Source organism: Pseudomonas sp. QLc11A (assembly GCF_052112305.1).
GTDB classification, from domain to species: domain Bacteria; phylum Pseudomonadota; class Gammaproteobacteria; order Pseudomonadales; family Pseudomonadaceae; genus Aquipseudomonas; species Aquipseudomonas laurylsulfatiphila.
Genome location: NZ_JAVAJJ010000028.1, coordinates 1 through 19,147, shown reverse-complemented (window position 1 = coordinate 19,147; position 19,147 = coordinate 1). Strand labels below are relative to the sequence as shown.

At 59.4% G+C, this 19,147-nt stretch carries 14 protein-coding genes and 1 pseudogene; 8 read left to right on the top strand and 7 right to left on the bottom strand.

The annotated features are described in order from the left end of the window. The first annotated feature begins 37 nt into the window (after window positions 1-37). From Q8X48_RS28605 to Q8X48_RS28590, 4 genes and pseudogenes are all read left to right on the top strand, one after another. Complete coding sequence (locus tag Q8X48_RS28605) at window positions 38-4,900, top strand: response regulator (RefSeq protein WP_407802015.1); 4,863 nt, start codon at window positions 38-40, stop codon at window positions 4,898-4,900. Next, the gene (locus Q8X48_RS28600; protein WP_407802014.1) at window positions 4,897-6,027 is read left to right on the top strand and encodes an ATP-binding response regulator; all 1,131 of its coding nucleotides are present in this window, start codon (window positions 4,897-4,899) and stop codon (window positions 6,025-6,027) included. The genes Q8X48_RS28605 and Q8X48_RS28600 overlap by 4 nt, the downstream gene beginning before the upstream one ends. Before the next feature lie 147 nt (window positions 6,028-6,174). Then, on the top strand, window positions 6,175-6,915 hold the full coding sequence (locus Q8X48_RS28595; RefSeq protein ID WP_407802013.1) for a Mut7-C RNAse domain-containing protein: 741 nt from the start codon (window positions 6,175-6,177) through the stop codon (window positions 6,913-6,915). A gap of 67 nt (window positions 6,916-6,982) precedes the next feature. Next, window positions 6,983-7,090, top strand: a pseudogene (locus Q8X48_RS28590) (MBL fold metallo-hydrolase); the annotation flags it as partial. Between the two features lie 65 nt (window positions 7,091-7,155). Here the strand turns inward: Q8X48_RS28590 and Q8X48_RS28585 are convergent. From Q8X48_RS28585 to Q8X48_RS28560, 6 genes are all read right to left on the bottom strand, one after another. Next, window positions 7,156-8,154 carry a 3-hydroxybutyryl-CoA dehydrogenase gene (locus Q8X48_RS28585; protein ID WP_407802012.1) on the bottom strand — a complete coding sequence of 333 codons (999 nt, stop codon included), beginning with the start codon at window positions 8,152-8,154 and terminating at the stop codon, window positions 7,156-7,158. Then, window positions 8,154-9,260 (bottom strand): NAD/NADP-dependent octopine/nopaline dehydrogenase family protein, encoded by a 1,107-nt coding sequence (locus Q8X48_RS28580; protein WP_407802011.1) that lies wholly within the window; start codon window positions 9,258-9,260, stop codon window positions 8,154-8,156. Before Q8X48_RS28580 ends, Q8X48_RS28585 begins: the two co-directional genes overlap by 1 nt. A gap of 96 nt (window positions 9,261-9,356) precedes the next feature. Further along, window positions 9,357-10,331 carry an AraC family transcriptional regulator gene (locus Q8X48_RS28575; protein ID WP_095967115.1) on the bottom strand — a complete coding sequence of 325 codons (975 nt, stop codon included), beginning with the start codon at window positions 10,329-10,331 and terminating at the stop codon, window positions 9,357-9,359. Window positions 10,332-10,416: 85 nt separating this feature from the next. Beyond that, window positions 10,417-11,778 carry a spinster family MFS transporter gene (locus Q8X48_RS28570; protein WP_102701151.1) on the bottom strand — a complete coding sequence of 454 codons (1,362 nt, stop codon included), beginning with the start codon at window positions 11,776-11,778 and terminating at the stop codon, window positions 10,417-10,419. Between the two features lie 160 nt (window positions 11,779-11,938). After that, window positions 11,939-13,189, bottom strand: coding sequence for an OprD family outer membrane porin (locus Q8X48_RS28565; RefSeq protein WP_407802010.1), 1,251 nt, complete (start codon window positions 13,187-13,189; stop codon window positions 11,939-11,941). Window positions 13,190-13,827: 638 nt separating this feature from the next. Then, window positions 13,828-14,178 (bottom strand): BON domain-containing protein, encoded by a 351-nt coding sequence (locus tag Q8X48_RS28560; RefSeq protein ID WP_407802009.1) that lies wholly within the window; start codon window positions 14,176-14,178, stop codon window positions 13,828-13,830. A gap of 550 nt (window positions 14,179-14,728) precedes the next feature. Here Q8X48_RS28560 and Q8X48_RS28555 point away from each other — a divergent pair. The 4 genes from Q8X48_RS28555 (at window position 14,729) to Q8X48_RS28540 (ending at window position 17,906) form a co-directional block, all read left to right on the top strand. Continuing rightward, window positions 14,729-16,351 (top strand): DUF1254 domain-containing protein, encoded by a 1,623-nt coding sequence (locus Q8X48_RS28555; protein ID WP_407802008.1) that lies wholly within the window; start codon window positions 14,729-14,731, stop codon window positions 16,349-16,351. A 212-nt stretch (window positions 16,352-16,563) separates the two neighbouring features. Continuing rightward, window positions 16,564-16,758, top strand: a complete 195-nt coding sequence (locus Q8X48_RS28550; protein WP_407802006.1) for a hypothetical protein — start codon at window positions 16,564-16,566, stop codon at window positions 16,756-16,758. A gap of 197 nt (window positions 16,759-16,955) precedes the next feature. Then, the gene (locus tag Q8X48_RS28545; protein ID WP_407802005.1) at window positions 16,956-17,609 is read left to right on the top strand and encodes a hypothetical protein; all 654 of its coding nucleotides are present in this window, start codon (window positions 16,956-16,958) and stop codon (window positions 17,607-17,609) included. A 90-nt stretch (window positions 17,610-17,699) separates the two neighbouring features. Continuing rightward, entirely contained in the window at window positions 17,700-17,906 is a 207-nt protein-coding gene (locus Q8X48_RS28540; protein ID WP_407802004.1) for a co-regulatory protein PtrA N-terminal domain-containing protein, read from the top strand. A 633-nt stretch (window positions 17,907-18,539) separates the two neighbouring features. Here Q8X48_RS28540 and Q8X48_RS28535 read toward each other — a convergent pair. Then, window positions 18,540-19,147, bottom strand: a 608-nt coding sequence (locus Q8X48_RS28535; RefSeq protein ID WP_407802800.1) for a hypothetical protein, incomplete at its 5' end; no start/stop codon positions are given.

Here is a 19,147-nt window from a genome sequence, read left to right as displayed (position 1 = left end):
GCCTTGCCCGCGGCATCAATTTTGACTGGACACAGACATGGCCACAGTGACGACACCGATCGAAGTATTGGACATGAAGACATTGCTGGCAGCGCTGAAGTCGTTGCGCAAAGGTGACTTCACTACGCGTATGCCGGAAGACTGGACCGGCATGCCGGGCAAGATCGCCGACACGCTCAACGAGATCATCGACATGGCCGCCGAGACCACCACCGAATTCGAACGCGTGGCGCAACTGATCGGCAAGCAGGGCAAGGTCGATGAGCGAATCCAATTGCCGATGATGAAAGGCTCGTGGCAAAAGATCGTCAACTCCAGCAATGCGCTCACCAGTGACCTCATCAGCCCGATGAACGAGATCATTCGCGTGGTCGGTTCGGTGGCCGAGGGTAATCTGAGCCAGCAGGTACCGCCGGTACTCGACGGTCTGAAACTGCGGGGCCAGTTCCTCAAGTCCGCCGAGATCGTCAACACCATGGTGACGCGACTGGGCTCCTTCGCTTCCGAGGTCACCCGCGTGGCGCGCGAAGTCGGCACTGAAGGGATTCTCGGTGGGCAGGCCAATGTCAAAGGGGTGTCCGGCACCTGGAAAGACCTGACCGACTCCGTCAACGACATGGCCGCCAACCTGACCACCCAGATGCGCAACATCGCTTACGTGACCACTGCAGTGGCCAAAGGCGATCTGGGCAAGACGATTACCGTCGAAGCCCGTGGTGAGATTCTCGAACTGAAAAACACCATCAACACCATGGTCGGCCAGCTCTCGAGTTTCGCTGCGGAGGTGACCCGCGTGGCGCTGGAAGTCGGTACTGAAGGCAAGTTGGGCGGTCAGGCAAAAGTGCGCGGCGTCTCAGGCACCTGGCGCGACCTGACCGAGTCGGTCAACGGCATGGCGGCCAACCTGACCACCCAGGTGCGCAACCTTGCACAGGTGACGACGGCGGTGGCGCGCGGCGACCTTGGCAAGAAAATTACCGTTGAAGCCAAGGGCGAGATTCTCGAACTGAAAAACACCATCAACACGATGGTCGACCAGCTTTCCAGCTTCGCCTCGGAGGTGACCCGCGTCGCGCTGGAAGTCGGTACCGAAGGCAAACTGGGCGGACAGGCCGAAGTGACCGGCGTGTCCGGTACCTGGAAGGACTTGACCAATTCGGTCAACGGCATGGCGGCCAACCTGACCACCCAGGTGCGCAACATTGCCGACGTGACGACGGCGGTGGCCAACGGCGACCTGTCGCGCAAGATCACAGCCGAAGCCAAAGGTGAAATTCTCCAGCTCAAGGAAACCATCAACACCATGGTGGACCAGCTCTCGACCTTTGCCGACGAAGTGACGCGCATGGCTCGCGAGGTGGGGACGGACGGCAAACTCGGCGGCCAGGCCAAGGTGACGGGCGTCGGTGGGACCTGGAAAGACTTGACCGACTCGGTCAACAGCATGGCGGCCAACCTGACCAATCAGGTGCGCAACATCGCCGACGTGACGACGGCCGTGGCCAAAGGCAACCTGGGGCGCAAGATCACCGTGGAAGCCAAGGGCGAAATCATGGAGCTGAAGAACACCATCAACACCATGGTGGACCAGCTCAACAGCTTCGCCGCCGAAGTGACGCGGGTCGCGCGCGAAGTCGGCACCGAAGGCAAGCTCGGGGGGCAGGCACAGGTGCAAGGCGTGTCCGGCACCTGGAGGGATCTGACCGAAAACGTGAACTTCATGGCAGCCAACCTGACCAGCCAGGTGCGAGGCATCGCGAAAGTGGTGACCGCCGTCGCCAACGGCGACATGAAGAAGAAGCTGACACTGGAAGCCAAGGGCGAGATTGCCGAACTGGCCGACACCATCAACGGTATGACCGATACGCTGGCGCTGTTCTCCGACCAGGTGACCTCGGTGGCGCGTGAAGTGGGCGTCGAGGGCAAGCTGGGGGGCCAGGCCAACGTGCCGGGTGCTGCCGGCACCTGGCGCGACCTGACGGACAACGTGAACGGTCTGGCGGCCAACCTGACCAACCAGGTGCGCGCCATTGCCGATGTGGCGACTGCCGTGACCAAGGGCGATCTGACCCGTTACGTGGAGGTAGAAGCAAAGGGTGAAGTGGCGGAACTGAAGGACAACGTCAACGAGATGATCCGCAACCTGCGCGAAACCACGCGGCAAAACGCGGAACAGGACTGGCTCAAGAGCAATCTGGCGAAGTTCAACCGTCTGCTGCAGGGCCAGCGCGATCTGGCGGCAGTCTCCAAGATGGTGCTGTCTGAACTGGCTCCACTGATCAACGCCCAGCACGGTGTGTTCTACATGATGGACGAGAACCCGCCGGATCCGGCGAAACTCAAGCTGCTGTCCGCTTATGCGTACAAGGGCAACATCAATGTGAACGATGAGTGGCGGCTCGGCGAGGGCCTGGTCGGGCAATGCGCCTACGAGAAACGGCGCATCCTGTTGACCGATGTACCGGCCAATTACGTCGCGATTTCATCCGGTCTGGGTGCTGCCGCCCCGCTGAATATCATCGTGTTGCCGATCCTGTTCGAGAACAAGGTCAAGGCCGTCGTCGAAATGGCTTCGTTCACGCGCTACAGCATCATTCATCAAACCTTCCTCGATCAGCTTGCCGAATCGATCGGTATCGTGCTCAACACGATCGAAGCCAATATGCGTACCGAAGAACTGCTCAAGCAGTCGCAATCGCTGGCGCACGAACTGCAAAGGCAACAGGAGGAATTGAGACAGACCAACGAGGAGCTGGAGGACAAGGCCGGCCTGCTGGCGGAGCAGAAAGCCGAAGTCGAGCGCAAGAACCGCGAAGTCGAAATCACCAAACTGTCGCTGGAGGAGAAGGCGGAGCAGCTGACGCTGACCTCGAAGTACAAGTCCGAATTCCTCTCCAGTATGTCCCATGAACTCAGAACGCCCTTGAACAGCTTGCTGATCCTGGCCCGCCAGCTCAGCGACAACGCGGAACACAATCTCACCCCCAGGCAGGTCGAATATGCCAAGACCATCCGCAGCGCAGGCAAAGACCTGCTGGAGCTGATCGACGAGATTCTCTACCTGTCCAAGATCGAGTCGGGTACGGTCACGCTGGATCTGAATGAAGCGCTGTTCGCCGATCTGCACGACCAGATCGAACGCACCTTCCGGCCGGTCGCCGAAAGCCGCGGCCTGACCTTCACGATCGAACTGGCGCCTAACCTGCCCCCCGCCTTGTGGACCGACGAAAAGCGCCTGCTGCAGGTGGTCAAGAACCTGCTGTCCAACGCCTTCAAGTTCACTGAACAAGGCAGCGTCAAGATCAGCATCGAGCCCGTTGTGTCCGGGTGGAGTATGGATCACAGCGAACTGAATCGCGCCGATGCGGTGGTCGCCTTCGTGGTCACCGACACCGGCATCGGCGTATCGGCCGGCAAGCAGAAGCTGATCTTCGAGGCGTTCCAGCAAGCCGATACCGGAACCTCACGAAAATACGGCGGCACCGGCCTCGGCCTGTCGATCAGCCGCGAGCTCGCACACCGGCTGGGCGGTGAGCTGCGGCTGATCCCCGGTGAGATCGGCAAGGGCAGTACTTTCGCGCTGTACGTGCCCTTGCGTACACAGGATGCCCAGCGTCAGACGCTGGACGAATCAGTGACAGAGACAGTACCTGGCCAGGTCAGGCGCGACCTTGTGTCAGGCCCTTCTGCACAGATACTCGACGACCGCGAGTCGGTCCAACCCGGCGACCAGGTGCTGCTGATGCTCGAGGCCGACGCCCGATTCGCCGGCATCCTGCTCGAGGCCGCGCATCAGAAGGGGTTCCGGGCTGTCGTCACGACCCGTGGCGCGGATGCGCTGGAGCTGGTCGAGCGCTTCAAACCCGCCGCGATCACGCTGGACCCGGGCCTGACGGACATCGATGGCTGGTTGCTGCTCGAGCAGTTGAAGGGAAGTTTCGCCACGCGTCACATCCCGGTCCAGATCATCTCGAACGCTGACGACCGCACACGCGGGCTGCGCTATGGCGCTTTCGACTATCTGCTCAAGCCGGTCACAGCCGACGAGATTCAGCATGCGCTGGTCGGCATCGTGGCTTTCGCAGGGCGCAAGACCAGGAACCTGCTGCTGATCGACGGCGACGAAGCGAACCGCGCCCGCATCCTCGATCTGCTCGGCAACACCGACGTGAAGATCGAAACGACCGCCAGCGGCGCTGAAGCCTTGAAGAAACTGGCAAAGAAACGCTACGACTGCATGGCAATCCATCTCGAACTGCCCGATGCATCCGGCATCGAGCTGCTCGAGGCGTTGCAGGAAGACCAGGCCAGGCGTGAACTGCCGATCGTCGTCTACGGTGCAGAGACACTGACCAAGCCGCAACACGAGCGTTTCCGGACACTGCTGGGCAAGGGCGTGATCAAGGCCGTTCAATCCCCCGAGCGCATCCTCGACGAAACCGCACTGTTTCTACACCGTGTCGTCGACAGGCTGTCGCAGACCCAGCGCAGGATGCTGGAAAAACTCTATGAGGGCTCAGACAGCCTCGAGGGCAAAAAGGCCCTGGTGGTCGACGACGACGTGCGCAATATATTTGCCCTGACCAGCGTGCTCGAGAGCAACAACATGCGGGTGGCCACGGCCGAAAACGGCCGGACCGCCATAGAACTGCTGCAGCAGCAGCCCGATACCGACATCGTGCTGATGGACATCATGATGCCCGAGATGGATGGCTTTGAAACCATGCGCCAGATCCGTACCTTCAAACGATTTGAAGCCCTGCCCATGATTGCGCTGACGGCCAAGGCGATGATGGGTGACCGTGAAAAGTGCATTGAGGCAGGCGCCTCGGACTACGTCAGCAAGCCGGTGGATACCGACCAGCTGCTGTCACTGATGCGCAGATGGCTCTATCGATGAAGCAACCTCCGGTATTCAAAGAGAACGCCCAGGTGCGGCACCCTGCCCCGCCTGATGGCGTGCCAGCCTCCGTGTTGCTGGTGGATGACAATCCCGCCAAGCTCACCGCGCTCGCCGCGGTAATTACCGACATGGGCCTCGATGTCGCCACGGCGACGTCCGGACGCGAGGCGCTGCGCCTGCTATTGCAACGCGATTTCGCCGTCATTCTGCTCGACGTGAAAATGCCGGTGATGGACGGCTTTGAAACCGCTGCACTCATTCACGGCCGCCCGAAGTCGGCCCATACACCCATTATCTTCGTCACCGCGGAGGCCGACACCGATTCCGAGCGTTTCCGCGGTTATACGTCCGGCGCCGTGGATTACATCTTCTCGCCGATTGTGGCCGAAGTGCTTCGCGCCAAGGTCCAGGTGTTTGTCGACCTGTTCTACTTGCAGCGCAAACTGACGATGCAGGCCGAAGAATTGCTGCAATCGAAACGGCAGCTGCGTGAACTGGCCTCCTATCAGGAGCACATCAAGGAAGAAGAGCGAAAGCGCATCGCACGCGACATCCACGACGAGCTGGGACAGAGTCTGCTGGCGTTGCGCATCGATGTCTCCATGCTGCAGGCGCGCACCCGTACCATGCACCCCAGGCTCAACGAAAAGGCCAGCGATGCGCTGAATCACCTCGATACAGCCATCCGCAGTGTGCGCAGTATCATCAATGATCTTCGGCCACCCGTACTCGACCTGGGATTGCAGGCCGCGATCGAGTGGCAACTTGAAGAGTTCCGGCAGCGCAGCGCGATCGATTGCACGATGTTGGCCAAAGACGAAAATTTCCGTTGCGACCTGAATGAAAAATCCGCCACGACGCTGTTCCGCATCGTGCAGGAATCACTGTCGAATATTGCCCGGCACGCGCAAGCGACACAGGTGCACATCGAACTCTCCAGGGAGGGTCACAGGCTTTACCTGCAGATCAAAGACAACGGCGTAGGCATGACGGATCGCAAAAAACTGAACTCGTTCGGGCTGGTGGGCATGAAGGAACGCATCAGCATGCTGGGCGGGGAGTTCACGATCGACAGCGCACCGGACAAAGGCACGAGATTGACCATATCGCTGCCCATTGACTGACGCGATAACAATTTCAAGCAGTACATCCAGCATCGAAGCTCCATGGCATCATCCATTTCAACATGATGACGATCGTAGTTTGGGACCAGCCGCAGAAATTGTCCGGACCGGACTCGCTCATCCTGCAGCCCTGCCATACTGTTCAGCATGACCAGTGCAACCTTTCGCTTCTACGAGGAGCTCAACGATTTCCTGCCGGCCGAACGGCGGCGGCAGTCCTTCACTTGCAAATGCGCGCGAGGGGCGACGGTCAAGCACATGATCGAGGCGCTCGGGGTACCGCACACCGAGGTCGAGCTGGTGCTGCTCAACGGCGAGTCGGTGGGCTTCGAGCGGGTGATCCTCGACAGTGACCGGCTGGCGGTGTATCCGAAGTTCGAAGCGCTGGACATCAGCCCGCTGCTCAAGGTTCGTGCGCAACCTTTACGGGTGCTGCGCTTCGTCGCTGATGCGCACCTTGGCGGGCTGGCCAGCCTGCTGCGCATGAGCGGCTTCGACACCCTCTATGACAATGGCTTCGAGGATGGCCAGATCGCCGAGATCGCTGCGCAGCAAGGACGCATCGTGCTAACCCGCGACCGCGAACTGCTCAAGCGACGGATCATCAGCCATGGCTGTTATGTGCATGCCCTGAAACCGTCGCTGCAGCTGCGCGAACTGTACGAGCGCCTCGACCTGGCGCGTAGCGCACGGCCATTCAGCTTGTGCCTTCATTGCAACCTGCCGCTGCACGAGATCAGCCCGGAACTGGCTCGGCCGCAGGTGCCGCCACGCGTTGGCGCCCTCTATTCGCACTTCCTGCGCTGCGACGCCTGCAAACGGGTTTACTGGGAGGGTTCGCACTGGCGCGGTATGTGTGCATTGCTGGCACCTCTGCTGGACCGATAGCCGCGCGGACCGGCTGCGTTGCCAGGGATAACTGGCTTTTGCATCAAGCAGATAACGGCCAGAAGCCCATCCCGACTGGCACAACGGCTCCGAACACGATCCCGAGGAATCGGTTCGCGTTCGAGTCCGCCTGCTACAGGAAGCGGCGGCGAGCGGCGAGCTGTTCGCCACTTCTACGATATGGCCTAGGCCCCCGCTGCAACCCCATGTAGTCAGGGCCCGGCGTCCGGGCCCTGAGGCTCAGGCCTGCTTCAAGGCGCCATCGAACGCTGGCGTCAACCCCGACAATTGCAGCTTGCGGACAAAATCGCCAAGACGCTGCTGCTTGTAGGCTTCCACGTCCATGTCACGGTAGTCGTAGAAACCCTGGCCATCTCGCAAGCCATTGCGGCCGCTTTGCATGTTGTCGGCGATCACCTGTGGCGATTCGAAGCGCGGTGACAGCGCTCCACTCAGGTAGCGCGAGGCGTAGTACAAAATGTCGCCGCCGCCCCAGTCGATGAATTCAAGCAGGCCCAGCACCGAGAAGCGCAGCCCGAAACCGACGCGCACGGCGGTGTCGATATCTTCTGCGCTGGCCACGCCCTCCTCCACCATCCGTGCGGCTTCGTTCATTACCAATGCCTGAATGCGCGGCACGATGTAGCCAGCCACCGGATTGCACACCACGGGCACCTTGCCGATCCGCTTGAGCAGTTGCAGCAGCCGTTCGACTACTTGCGGGCAGGTCGCTTCGCTGCGGCTGACTTCCACCAGCGGCATCAGGTACGCGGGATTGAGCCAGTGCGCGTTCACGAAGCGCGCAGGGGTGCTGACCATTTCGCTCAACTCGGTGACGAGAAACGTCGACGTCGTCGAGGCGATGATGGTCGACGCCGGAACATGCTCGCTGACCCAGGCGAAGGTCTCCTGCTTGACCGCGATGACCTCCGGCACCGCTTCGAACACCAGGTCGCACAGGCGCAATGCCTCTGCGGCCTGGGACCGGGATTGCAGCGTCAACCGGGCTATCGCAATGTCCGCCTGTTCCCGCTCAAGCACGCCAAGGCGTACCAGCATCTGCAGTTCGCTGTGGATGTTGTTGCGCACACGCTCGAAGTAGCCCTGTCGCTCATCCTCCGCGCGATCCTTTATATCGATGAGGGTGACCGGCAGGCCCGCATGGATGAACGCCAGGGCAATGCCCTCACCCATCCGGCCGGCGCCGACCACGCTGACCTGGGGCAGCGCGGCGTTCATCAGTTGTAGCCCTTGGTCAGCAGTTCGGTCATCTGCGCCCGACTCAGCGTGGCCAGACCGAGGTTTTCCAGGGTGCGGCCTTCGGCGTAGAGATCCCGTGCAGCGACGACCGAGGCAATGCTCAGCAGACCCAGTGCGACCGGAGTCGGCACACCGGCCCAGCGGCCGACGGACACCAGGAACGACAGGCCCAGGCGTGTGTCTTCAAGCATGTAGCGGTGCTTCTGCAGGTCGATGTCTTCGCGCCAGTCGCCGCTGTCGGTCAGCTTGCCGTGGGCACCGCGACCGTACATCCACTCATCGCCTTCGGTGGTGTTGTAGTGGTCGGCCAGGGGGAAGTGCGGAGCGCCGTAGGTCAGTGCTTCGCGCACGGCCATACGCTCGGCATCGAGCTGGTTGGTCACGCGGCGGATCGACGGTTGGGTACCTTCGTTATGAATGTCCCAGGCCTCGAAATGCTCCAGGGGACCTGCGTTCATCATGATCAGCGGCGGATGGATGATGGGGCCTGCGTTCATCAGCGCACCACTCAGGGCGTCTTCAATCGGCTCGACGCTCGGGTAGGCCTCGCGCAGTACCGCGAAAGCATGCTCGGACAGGTTGCTGGGGAATACGCCGGTTGGCAGGCGGGTGGCGTAACCGCTGATCACCAGGTCGCTGGCGCCATGCTTGCGTACCAGGTACGGCAACGTACCGGTTTCAGCGAAGGCGACCTTGCTCCGGTTGCCCGCATCGGCCATGGCCTTGGCGAACACGAAGCTGCCGAAAGTGCCTGGCGGCAAGAACACCACCTGACCGTCGTGCAGGTGCGGCGCAACATGTCTGGCCAGGTCTTCGTGGGAGGTCGACGGCAGCGGGATGATCACCAGTTGCGCATCGCCCAGGGCTTCGGCCAGGTCGTCGGTGAACGACAGCTTGTCGCCCTGCTGGCCGACGGACAACTGGCGAGTGCCCTTGAAGTCCTTGATGGTCAGGTTGCCGATGGTCAGCAGCTCCTTGAGCGCGGTGGAGTCTCGACGCCACAGGCGGGTCGGGTGCCCCTTTTCAGCCATTTCGACAGCAGCGGCGTAACAGCCGTGACCACCACCCAGCACAGTAATATTCATGCAGATACTCCTTTTTGTTAGTGACTCGATCCTATCGAGCCGCACCGTCGCGCACTTATCCGATTGCGCAGCCGACTGACGGATTGCGCAGGAGTCTCAATGCTTCTGCCGCCGCAGGGTGTCCGACGGCAGACAGCCATAGCGTTGCCGATAGGCGCTGGAGAAATGCCCGAAGCTGTTGATGCCGTGACGCAACAGGATATCGGTGACGGTTTCACCGGCCCTGCCCTGCTTGAGCGACTCGTGGATCACCGCCAGGCGCCGGTCGCGGATGTACTCGACCGGCGCCTGCTGGAGGAACTGGTTGAAACCGTTTTGCAGAGTGCGCACCGAGACGCCACACAGTTCGCTCAAGGTCGTCAGGCTGATCGGTTCGTCGAGGTGTTCTTCGATGTAGTCACGGGCCTTTTTCACGTGGTGCGGCAGCGGCGCGCGCGAGTCGATCAACAGATCCGCCGAGTAGTTATGCGGCAGCTGTGTGAGCAGCAGTTGCATCAGGTATTCGGACAAGCCGCTGGCGAGACGCGAACCGTCGACGCCGCTGCCGTACAGCCGGCAGATGTAATCCAGGGTGTGATAGAGGCTGACGACGCCCGCGCCCAGGTGGTCGACGCTGACATCAAAGATCACCGACTGCCGCAGACTGCGGCCGAGCAGGCGTTGCAGTTGCGTCTCCAGGGCATCACGGTCGACCCGCAGGATCAGGTTGCGGCACTCGCCATCGGTGACGATACGGCTTTGCGCGAACGGCGAGGAAACACTCAGGTAGCCCGACTGCATCGCCGCGCTGCGCCGCCCGTGGGCCACTTCGCAGTGCCCCTGCAAGGTAATGCGGAACAGGTACTGATCGGCAATGTCGCCGATGGTGATTTCCACCGGCGCGCCATAGCGCAGGTCGAGCAGCGCCGAATCGCCGAAAAACACCCCGTTGAGCCGAGTGTGGATGGGCTCGTCACGCAGCACGTTGAAGCTGTGCGGGCACAGGTATTGGCTGACCTTGTCCTTGATCTCGCGGTAATCGGCCGAGCTGAGCAGGCTGTGCCGTTCCAGCAGGTGTACATCATTCAACATCACGGGTTCTCCTGTCCTGGAGCACCTCGGCCCCGCGCCCTTCAAAGGGAGCGAGGCCGAGACGCCGATCGTGGACTATGACCAATCAGGCCCGGGTCGGATACTCCCGGGCATAGCTTTCCCGAAAACGACGGCAGCCACGCCAGAGCAGTAGCACCGTCAACGCCGATGCACCGGCGATCACCAGCGACATCGACGAACCCACCGCCGCAGGCGATCCGAAGTAGCGGTCGGTCAACAGCGCCACCAGCGTGGTGCCCAGGCCCAGGCCCAGCAGATTGCTGATCAGCAGGAACACCGCCGAGACCTGTGCGCGCACCTGGTTCGGCGCGAGGATCTGCATCGCCGCCGTGGACGCCGGCATCGGGAACGAAGCGAAGAACATCGCCGGCACCAGCAGCGTCACCGACAGCCACAGTTGATCGACTTGCGGGAACAGCACGGCCGGCACCGCCATGCCGAGGGCACCGATGACGCCGGTGCGCATGGCGGCGTCCTGATGACCTTTCTTGGCCAGGTAGTCGGTGAGCCATCCGCCGAACAGCACGCCTGCGGTATTGGCCACCAACAGCACGGTGCCGAGCATGTAGCCGGCCTCCATTGGCGACAGGCCGAACTTGCGGATGTACAGAGCCGGGCTCCAGCTCATCATGCAGAACAGGGCCATGGCGTAGAACGAAAAGCCCAGGTAATGGCAGGTGAAGGTGGCACGGTGGCGACCGAGGAAACGCAAGCCATCGCTCATCGCAACCTTCTTGGCCTGACCCTGTGCATCGACCTGCAGCCCCTTGCGCGCCGGGTCGCGCACGGTAAGCCAGATCAACAGGCCGACCACGATACCGGGCAGGCCGACAATGAAGAACGCCAGTTGCCAGGCCTTCATCGCACCGAGAACGGCGACTTCGATGGTGTTCATGTCCTTGAGCATCGCGATCACATAGCCACCCACCAGGAAGGCCAGGCCACCCCCGACGAACGAGCCGATCGAGTAGATGCCCACGGCGCGGCCGAGTTTTTCCTTGGGGAACATGTCGCTGAACATCGAGTAGGCCGAGGGCGACAGGGCCGCTTCGCCGACACCGACGCCAATGCGGGCGAGGAACATGTGCAGGAAGTTCTTGCTCATGCCGCAGGCAGCCGTCGCCAGGCTCCAGAACACCACGCCGACGGCGATGATCTTCGGCCGGGAGAAGCGATCCGCCAGGTAGGCGATGGGCATGCCCATGAAGGCGTAGAACAACGAAAAGGCCAGCCCGTGCAGCAAGCTGAACTGAGTGTCGCTGATCTGCAGGTCGGCTTTGATCGGTTCGATCATCAGCGCCAGGATCTGCCGATCCACAAATGAAAAGATGTAGGCGATCATGCACAGGCCGACCACGTACCACTCGTAAATGTAGGTTTTCTTCTTCTGCTGTTGCAGGACCGCGTTATCGACCTGGATATTCACTAGTGTTTGCTCCTCTTGGAATCCGCTCATGGGCGCAGCGCGCCGGGTGACGGTGCACAGGACACCGACTGGGAAGTTGCGGGGCAGATGTAAAGGACAAAGGGTTCGAACATGGTCAGGCCTCTTATTGTTATGGGGTCAAACCCCGGATGGACCGGGCTTACCAGAACTTCCAGGTATAGGTCGTGGCGAAACGGAATTCGTTGTAGTCGTAGCCGTACTTCTGTTTCACGTCGATGTTGCGCAGGTCCAGCCCCAGGCCTTGCAGCGCCCCGCTCTGCACCACGTAGCTGAGCCCCAGGAAGCGTTCGCTTTCCTGGTTGTCGCTCAGGTTGGCGCCACGGTCCCAGTGGGTTCCCTTGATGTAGCGGGTGTAGAGCTTCAGCCCCGGCATGCCCATCCCGGCAAAGTCATAGCTGTAGCGCGCACCCCAGGACTTTTCATCCGGGCGGACAAACCCCAGGGACGACCAGTGCACCAGATAGGGTTGCGGGATAAACCCGTTCATCGTCGGGAACACGCTGTCACCGAGCATGCGCTGGTAACTGAGGCCAAACATGTGGGCGCCTTTGAGCAAGGTGAACAAGCCACCGTAGGAACGGTTGTCGATCTCACCGTTCAAGGCATTGCCATCTTCATTGTTATTGAAGTAGCGCAAGTCGGTCTTGAGTTTGTAGCCATTACCCAAGTCAGCCATATGCATCAGGCCGAAATAGTGCTGCTGATAAATATCGTGCAACACGCCATAGAAATAGCTGGCTTGCAGGTTCTTTGTAATGTCGTAAGTGGCGCCGCCGAAATCCAGGCCGTCACTGTCGAGATTATCGGTGGAGCCAAACTTGTACAGTTTCTCGTGGTTGGAAGATTCCCGTGTCACGGCAGACCAGAACCGGCCACCAGTCATCGTCAATCCATCGACTTCCCTGGACTCGACCACCGCCCCTTGATAGATCGTATCCAGTTGCCGACTGGTGTCATCGTACGCCACAGGCAATTGAGGGCGAAGATCACCGACCTTCAACTCGGTCTTGCTGTAGCGCATCTTGAAGGTTGCACCGGCGCGACTGTAGTCATCCGCCGTCTGCTGGTCACGGACGCTGAAAGGCAGCGAACCGTCGTTGCCCGATGAATCCAGGCGCACGGCGTATTGCGCATCCACATCAAGGCCGATCGCCAGGGCCGTGTCGGTGTAACCGGACGTAAACTGTGCATCGAAACCCTGAGACCAACTATGCACTTCAGAAACCGGCGCATTGTTATTGGTGTAATTACGGTGCAAGTAGAAGTTACGCGTATCCACTTTCAAGTGACTATCATCAACAACATCGGCATAGGCTGCCAATGGCGAACAGATCATTCCCAACACGCCGGCAATACCAAGCCCACGGCAAGATTGTTTTACCTGAAGCATCTAACTTCTCCACATCTGTATGTGCTGGGCACTGTATTTATAGGAGCAGATTCGAACTAAAAGTTAAAAATGCCGGCAGCCGAACACCGAGCCTTCTTGCGCAGGAAGGCGAATTGCATCAGGGATATAAAGAACGATGGGTTCGAGCATGGTCAGGCCTATTGTTGTTATGGGGTAAAACGCCAGGCGGACTCAATGCAACAGCCAGCCAAGACGACACGCCTCTTGTCTACCCAAGGTAAGTCAGTAGGCGCCGCGCCGATATCGAGATGAACAGCATCCGTTGGGGGGAAAACTTCAATCCGGCTAAAGGTTTCCCTTAGTCGACTCAAAAGCGCAGGGCACACAGTGCGAGATGGCAAGCCTGTATTGCATAAGCCTTCCTATAACGAGGTCTTGTTGTTGGATAGGCCCTAAACTAGCGATTGCGCCGCCTGCCAACCTCCCCGATTGCGCAGGCGATTCTCCAATTACGCAGCCTGATGCAGACCCTTGGATGACAGGCAGAAAACGGCCTCACCAGCCAGTCGCAAATGTCCACGAAACCATGGGCGTTTCACTCTGGGGCACACAGGTATTCAGCTTCCCTGCGCTCCCGGTTCCCGACTGGGAGCGCGGCGCCTACAAAGTTGCCATTGTCATTTGTCGTCCATCTTTGTTGACGATGGTGGCCGGCGCTCAGTGCTCTCTTCGGCGTTGGGCGCTTCTGGAAAACTCCCTGGCGTGAACACATGGGTCTGCAGGTCGCTGGCATCGACTTCGGCGACACCATGAACCGAGCGGGCCAGATCAATGGCCTGTTCACACTGTCTATGAGTGTTGACGCGGCCACTTAACCCCACTATGCCCGCATGGGTTTTGACATTGATATGCAGGCTAAGGGTCGGATCGGAAAATGCCAGGGCCGACTTCACCTTGGCAGTAATCCATGCATCGTGAACGGCCATTTCCAGACCATGAGAGTAATGCTGGAAGGAGTGAATTTTCATGGCTGAACCCTCTCTCGCGTAATCAGACGTATTGCCCATCCCTTTTGCTGTGCTGCCCTTTGCCTGTCAGGTGAACGCTATGGATACCTGATTCGTTTTGGCGCGCTCGCCACACAAACATTGACAGACATTAATTATAGTACGGCCGTTGCCTGCGGTCAGAGCGCTGTCCCCGTGAACGTCCGCCCTGGTCGCTTTGTGCCAGGCGCAATACCTGCAGAGCCTCCAGACAGTCCTTATTGCGATCGGCCCTGATCAACCCATGGCTGCCGATGTCGACCGACAGAAAAAGGCCAACAGTTGACGCTGGCTGGAGCGATGGCAAATGTGCACCTATGCTTGGGTCGGCTGGAAGAACTGATCGAGCATTCCGTGCTGCTCCGTCACCTGCGCGCAATATCCGTCAAAGGTCATCCGGGCGAATCAGTTTCAGCACACCTTCGATGATCTGGAACCAGGCTGTGGTTTGCCTGGCTTTCGAAAATCCTTGCGCCATGCCCTTCCTCAGTTTGAGTCATCAATACTTCAAACGTCCCCCCGGGAGACACCCATGGCGCACCTTCTCAAACCAATCGCCGTACTCACGTCCTTTTTTACCCTGATGTTGCCGGTGCTGACCTCGGCGCAGGCGGCCACCGACATTCCACCCGCCGTCAAGACGCCGGACCGGGTCGAGACCCGAATCGGCGTGCTGGAATTCAAGGATGGCGCGCCAAGCGCCGAAACCGCCCGGAATGTCTATGACACACTGGCGTTCACTCGGGGTGTCGATGCCTTCGTGAACAGTTTTTCGGGTGCCTCGGCCTATGCGATTCGCGAGGGCTTCCACAGCATTGGCGCTGAAGACAACTCGGTGGTCATCTTCTCCGAGCTGATGGACTCCAACTCGCTCTTTCTCACGGCCAACGCCGATACGATCTACTCGGTGGCAACGCTCGACCTGACGAAAGGACCGTTAGTGATTGAAGTGCCACCCAAGGCCCTCGGCACGCTCAATGACATGTGGTTTGGCTGGATCATCGACATCGGCGCGCCCGGACCCGATCGGGGTGAAGGGGGTAAATACCTGGTTCTGCCACCCGACTACGAGGGTCCTGTTCCTGATGGCGGCTACTTTGTCGGTCGCTCCAAAACCAACCATGTGCTCTACGCCGTTCGTGCCTTTATGGAGAACAACGACCCGAAACCTGCCGTTGATCTCATCAAGGACAAACTGAAGATCTACCCCTACACACCGGGTGGCCATGGCACCAGCATTGCCACGGCACTCGAAGGCAAAATCCGCTTGGAGCCCATCCCCCCGATACCGCCCACGAAGTTCATCGAGGGCAGTGGCAAATCCTTCAACACCATCCCGCCTAACGATTTTTCCTACTTCGAGATGCTCGACAAGCTTGTACAGCTGGAACCCGCCACCTCGTTCAGCCCGGAACTCATGGGGCAATTGGCGGCCATTGGTATCGTGAAGGGCAAACCCTTTGCTCCGGACGAGCGGATGAAGAAGATCCTCAGCGACGCGGCAGCCGTGGGCAACGCCGCTGGACGAGCGCTGAACTGGCGTGCCGCCGAGTATCCCGGCTGGGCCTATTACCCGAACTCGATGTGGGCCAACATGCTGTGGCAAGGCGGCTTCAATTTTGAAACACCGCCGCCGTTGATCACCAAGGAAGGCCTGTTCAAGCCATTGCCACCGACAGGCGCGCGCACGCTTGATTCGCGCACGGCCTTCTACTATGGCTACACCATGGATTCGCCGGGCATGATCATGCGTGTGCCCAACGTAGGCTCGCAGTACCTCATGGGTTTCACTGACGCCGACAAGAACCCCTTCGATGGCGCAAAGACCTATAAGGTGACCCTGCCACCCAAGATCCCTGCGGCGAAATTCTGGTCCTTCACCGTCTACGACAACCAGACGCGCTCCATGCTCCAGACACCACAGCGCTACCCCCGTGCTGGCAGTCAAACCTACCCGTCACCGGCGGCCGTTGAAAACGCGGATGGTTCCATGACCATCTACTTCGGCCCTTCCAGACCTGCGGACGCCAAAGCCGGCAACTGGATACAAACCATGCCGGACAAGGGCTGGTTCATGCTCCTGCGCCTCTACAGCCCCCTTGAGTCGTTCTTCACGAAAGAGTGGCGCCCGAGCGAGGTCGAACTGGTTCGGTGAGACTGCCCTGTTAATGCCGACGCAATCAACTGTCCGGAATGTGCTTTTTCGAGGAAAAAATGGCAGTGCATTGCCCTGGTTTTTTACCCCGACCAGGGCTTTTTTGATGGCTGATTGGCTTATAACCCCCGATTTTTACCCTGGAATATGCAAAAAAAGACGAAAAAATCGACGGGACTTTTATCCGCCCCCCGACCCGCCGAAAGCCAGTCATGGTGCTGGCTGCGCCCTCCAATGATGGCAATATGCGACCAGTTTCGGCACTGCCGTTGGTCAGCAAAATTGATCAAAAAATGAACGCACACGGCTTTTTTCGTTCAGAATACGCAACAGGTCACACGGGCTCCGATGCTCAGCTGACTCAAGAAGCGGAAGTTAAACCTCATATAGACGCCCAGTGCGAATGAGGTTTTTTGTTACCTGAAAATGGAACTAACCGAATGATCAAAAAGTTCATTCGCTAAACTCGCTTTTTTCTTCGCAGCACAATGCCGCAAGATTAAACAATAGAAATTGCTGGATCCTGACTGCAGTCAGCAACGGATAAATGCAACTAAGCCGTGCTGAAGTCATGTTGATCCACTAAGAGTACAAAGAGGTAATCATGGATCTTGGTATACTGACTTCGCCAGCCGCGGAATATGTTCGCTTGGGCGTTGTATATTTCCATCTTATCGCCTGCTGCGTTGCAATCGGGCTTGTGTTGACCAGTGACATTGCCATGGTCAAGCAACTCCTGAAGGGGGATGTGTCGGGTCACCATGATGACGCGCATCTGGAAAGCCTTCAAAAAACCGTATCACTTGCACTTGTTGCTCTTTGGATTACGGGCATTGGTATTATCGGAATAGATTATGCCGGCAAGGGGATGGAATATTTCCTCAATCCAAAGTTGCAAGCCAAAATCGGCATCGTTGTCTTGTTGACCTTTAACGGCTTCCTGTTGCATAGCGCTGTATTGCCGGCGCTGAAAAAAGCCGGTTCGATACTCAAACTCTCCTTCAACTTGCGCATGCTGGCGCTGTTCTCCGGCGCGCTCTCTGGTGTGTCCTGGTTCTATGCCGCCATGCTCGGTGTCGGTCGTCCGCTGGCCTGGAAATACTCGCTGGTCGAGTTGCTGGCGGCCTATCCGGTTCTCATCGTCGGTGGCTTTGCAATGATGGTGCTGCTCACCGTCTGGGCGAAAAACAAAAACGCTGAAGGCCGTATGGAGCAACGCACCTGGGCAACCGGAAACGCCGCCCTGGCTGGCTGGTGAAGCCAGGTTGAACAAACCCGTTCAGCCTTGGCCAATAAATTGCGCTTTTCACTGTTTACCCATTTCACTTTCTCACTTGAGGATATCCAAATGAAATCCATGAAAGCTCTCTTCGTAATCGCCGCTCTGACCGTTTCTTCTCTGGCGATGGCCACCGGTGGTGGTGACAAGACATTCAATCGCATGGAGTCGGCCCGCAAGGTCTCGATGGAAGCCTTCCAGGTTGCGCAGAAGCAGAAGGCTGAAGCCGCTGTAGCTCAAAGCAAGGCCAAGGCAACCAATCGCAGCAACGGCTGATCCGTGTAGCGCGTGCGCAGGCTGACAAGCCGGGATTGATTGCTCTGGCATTTCGGACTGCGCAACACGATGGTAAAAAAGGACTTCACGGAATCCCGGGGCACACAAATAACGAAATATCTGTAGGAGCGAGCTCGCTCGCGAAAAACCTGAGAGCACCGCGGGGTGTCAGGCTCCCCGCATCATCGTTGGCCTCCATCGCGAGCAAGCTCGCTCCTACAGGTATCGGTGTTCCCCGCAATGACGTGAACAACCAAAAAAAGTCGCAAACCCTGCAGGGTTTGCGACTTTTTTTCGATACGTCCTTCAAATTCACGGGACGTTTTCTACGGGTATGCCTGCCGTTGCGTAGCGTGCAGGCCTAGTTCTGTGCCTCCACCACGTCGACATCCGGCGCGTCTGGGGCATCTGGAGCATCCGGAGCGTCCGGGGCATCCGCCACATCCTCTCTGGCGGCTCTCTTCTCGGCCTTGGCCGCCTCTCTGGCCGCGTTCGCATCAGCTTTGGCGTCGTTCCTGGCAGCATCCGCAGCAGCCCGGGCTGCATCTCTGGCTGCATCTGCGTCTGCCTTGGCAGCGTCCCTGGCGGCATCCGCAGCGGCCCTCGCAGCATCTCTGGTTGCATCTGCACCCGCTACACCTGCAGCTTTTGCAGCGTCACGGGCAGCATCCGCCGCAGCTCTGGCGGCATCTCGGGTTGCATCTGCATCAGCTTTCGCAGCATCCCGGGCTGCGTCTGCATCAGCTTTGGCAGCGTCTCTGGCTGCATCTGCGTCATTTTTGGCAGCGTTCCTGGCTGCATCTGCGGGATTGTTGTCGGCCCTATTGGCCCTATTGGCCTTATCGGCTCTATCAGCTCTATCAGCCTTATCGGCCTTATCGGCTCTATCAGCCTTATCAGCCCTATCAGCCCTATCAGCCTTATCGGCTTTATCGGCTTTATCGGCCTTATCGCCACGGGCATTGCCTGGTCCTGCGTTTCCGGCAACACCACCATGGTCAGCATCGCCGCGCCCCTTGCCGCCATGTCCTGCGGCACCATCACCGCCACCATCGCCATGGCCGCTGCCAGCGTTACCGCCTCCGCCACTACCACCGTGACCACCGCCTCCGGAACCTCCACTGCCGGAGCCACTGCCACCACCGTGACCACCACCGCTACCACCGTGGCCGCCTCCGCCGTCACCACCATGACCGCCGCCTCCGGAGCCAGAGCCTCCACCGCCGCCACCACCGTGACCG

Coding starts and splice junctions, on each gene's coding strand:
- Q8X48_RS28565 (WP_407802010.1), bottom strand. CDS start 13,189: ATGCTTCAGGTAAAACAATCTTGCCGTGGGCTTGGTATTGCCGGCGTG.
- Q8X48_RS28540 (WP_407802004.1), top strand. CDS start 17,700: ATGAAATCCATGAAAGCTCTCTTCGTAATCGCCGCTCTGACCGTTTCT.
- Q8X48_RS28605 (WP_407802015.1), top strand. CDS start 38: ATGGCCACAGTGACGACACCGATCGAAGTATTGGACATGAAGACATTG.
- Q8X48_RS28555 (WP_407802008.1), top strand. CDS start 14,729: ATGGCGCACCTTCTCAAACCAATCGCCGTACTCACGTCCTTTTTTACC.
- Q8X48_RS28600 (WP_407802014.1), top strand. CDS start 4,897: ATGAAGCAACCTCCGGTATTCAAAGAGAACGCCCAGGTGCGGCACCCT.
- Q8X48_RS28595 (WP_407802013.1), top strand. CDS start 6,175: ATGACCAGTGCAACCTTTCGCTTCTACGAGGAGCTCAACGATTTCCTG.
- Q8X48_RS28580 (WP_407802011.1), bottom strand. CDS start 9,260: ATGAATATTACTGTGCTGGGTGGTGGTCACGGCTGTTACGCCGCTGCT.
- Q8X48_RS28585 (WP_407802012.1), bottom strand. CDS start 8,154: ATGAACGCCGCGCTGCCCCAGGTCAGCGTGGTCGGCGCCGGCCGGATG.
- Q8X48_RS28560 (WP_407802009.1), bottom strand. CDS start 14,178: ATGAAAATTCACTCCTTCCAGCATTACTCTCATGGTCTGGAAATGGCC.
- Q8X48_RS28550 (WP_407802006.1), top strand. CDS start 16,564: ATGGTGCTGGCTGCGCCCTCCAATGATGGCAATATGCGACCAGTTTCG.
- Q8X48_RS28575 (WP_095967115.1), bottom strand. CDS start 10,331: ATGTTGAATGATGTACACCTGCTGGAACGGCACAGCCTGCTCAGCTCG.
- Q8X48_RS28545 (WP_407802005.1), top strand. CDS start 16,956: ATGGATCTTGGTATACTGACTTCGCCAGCCGCGGAATATGTTCGCTTG.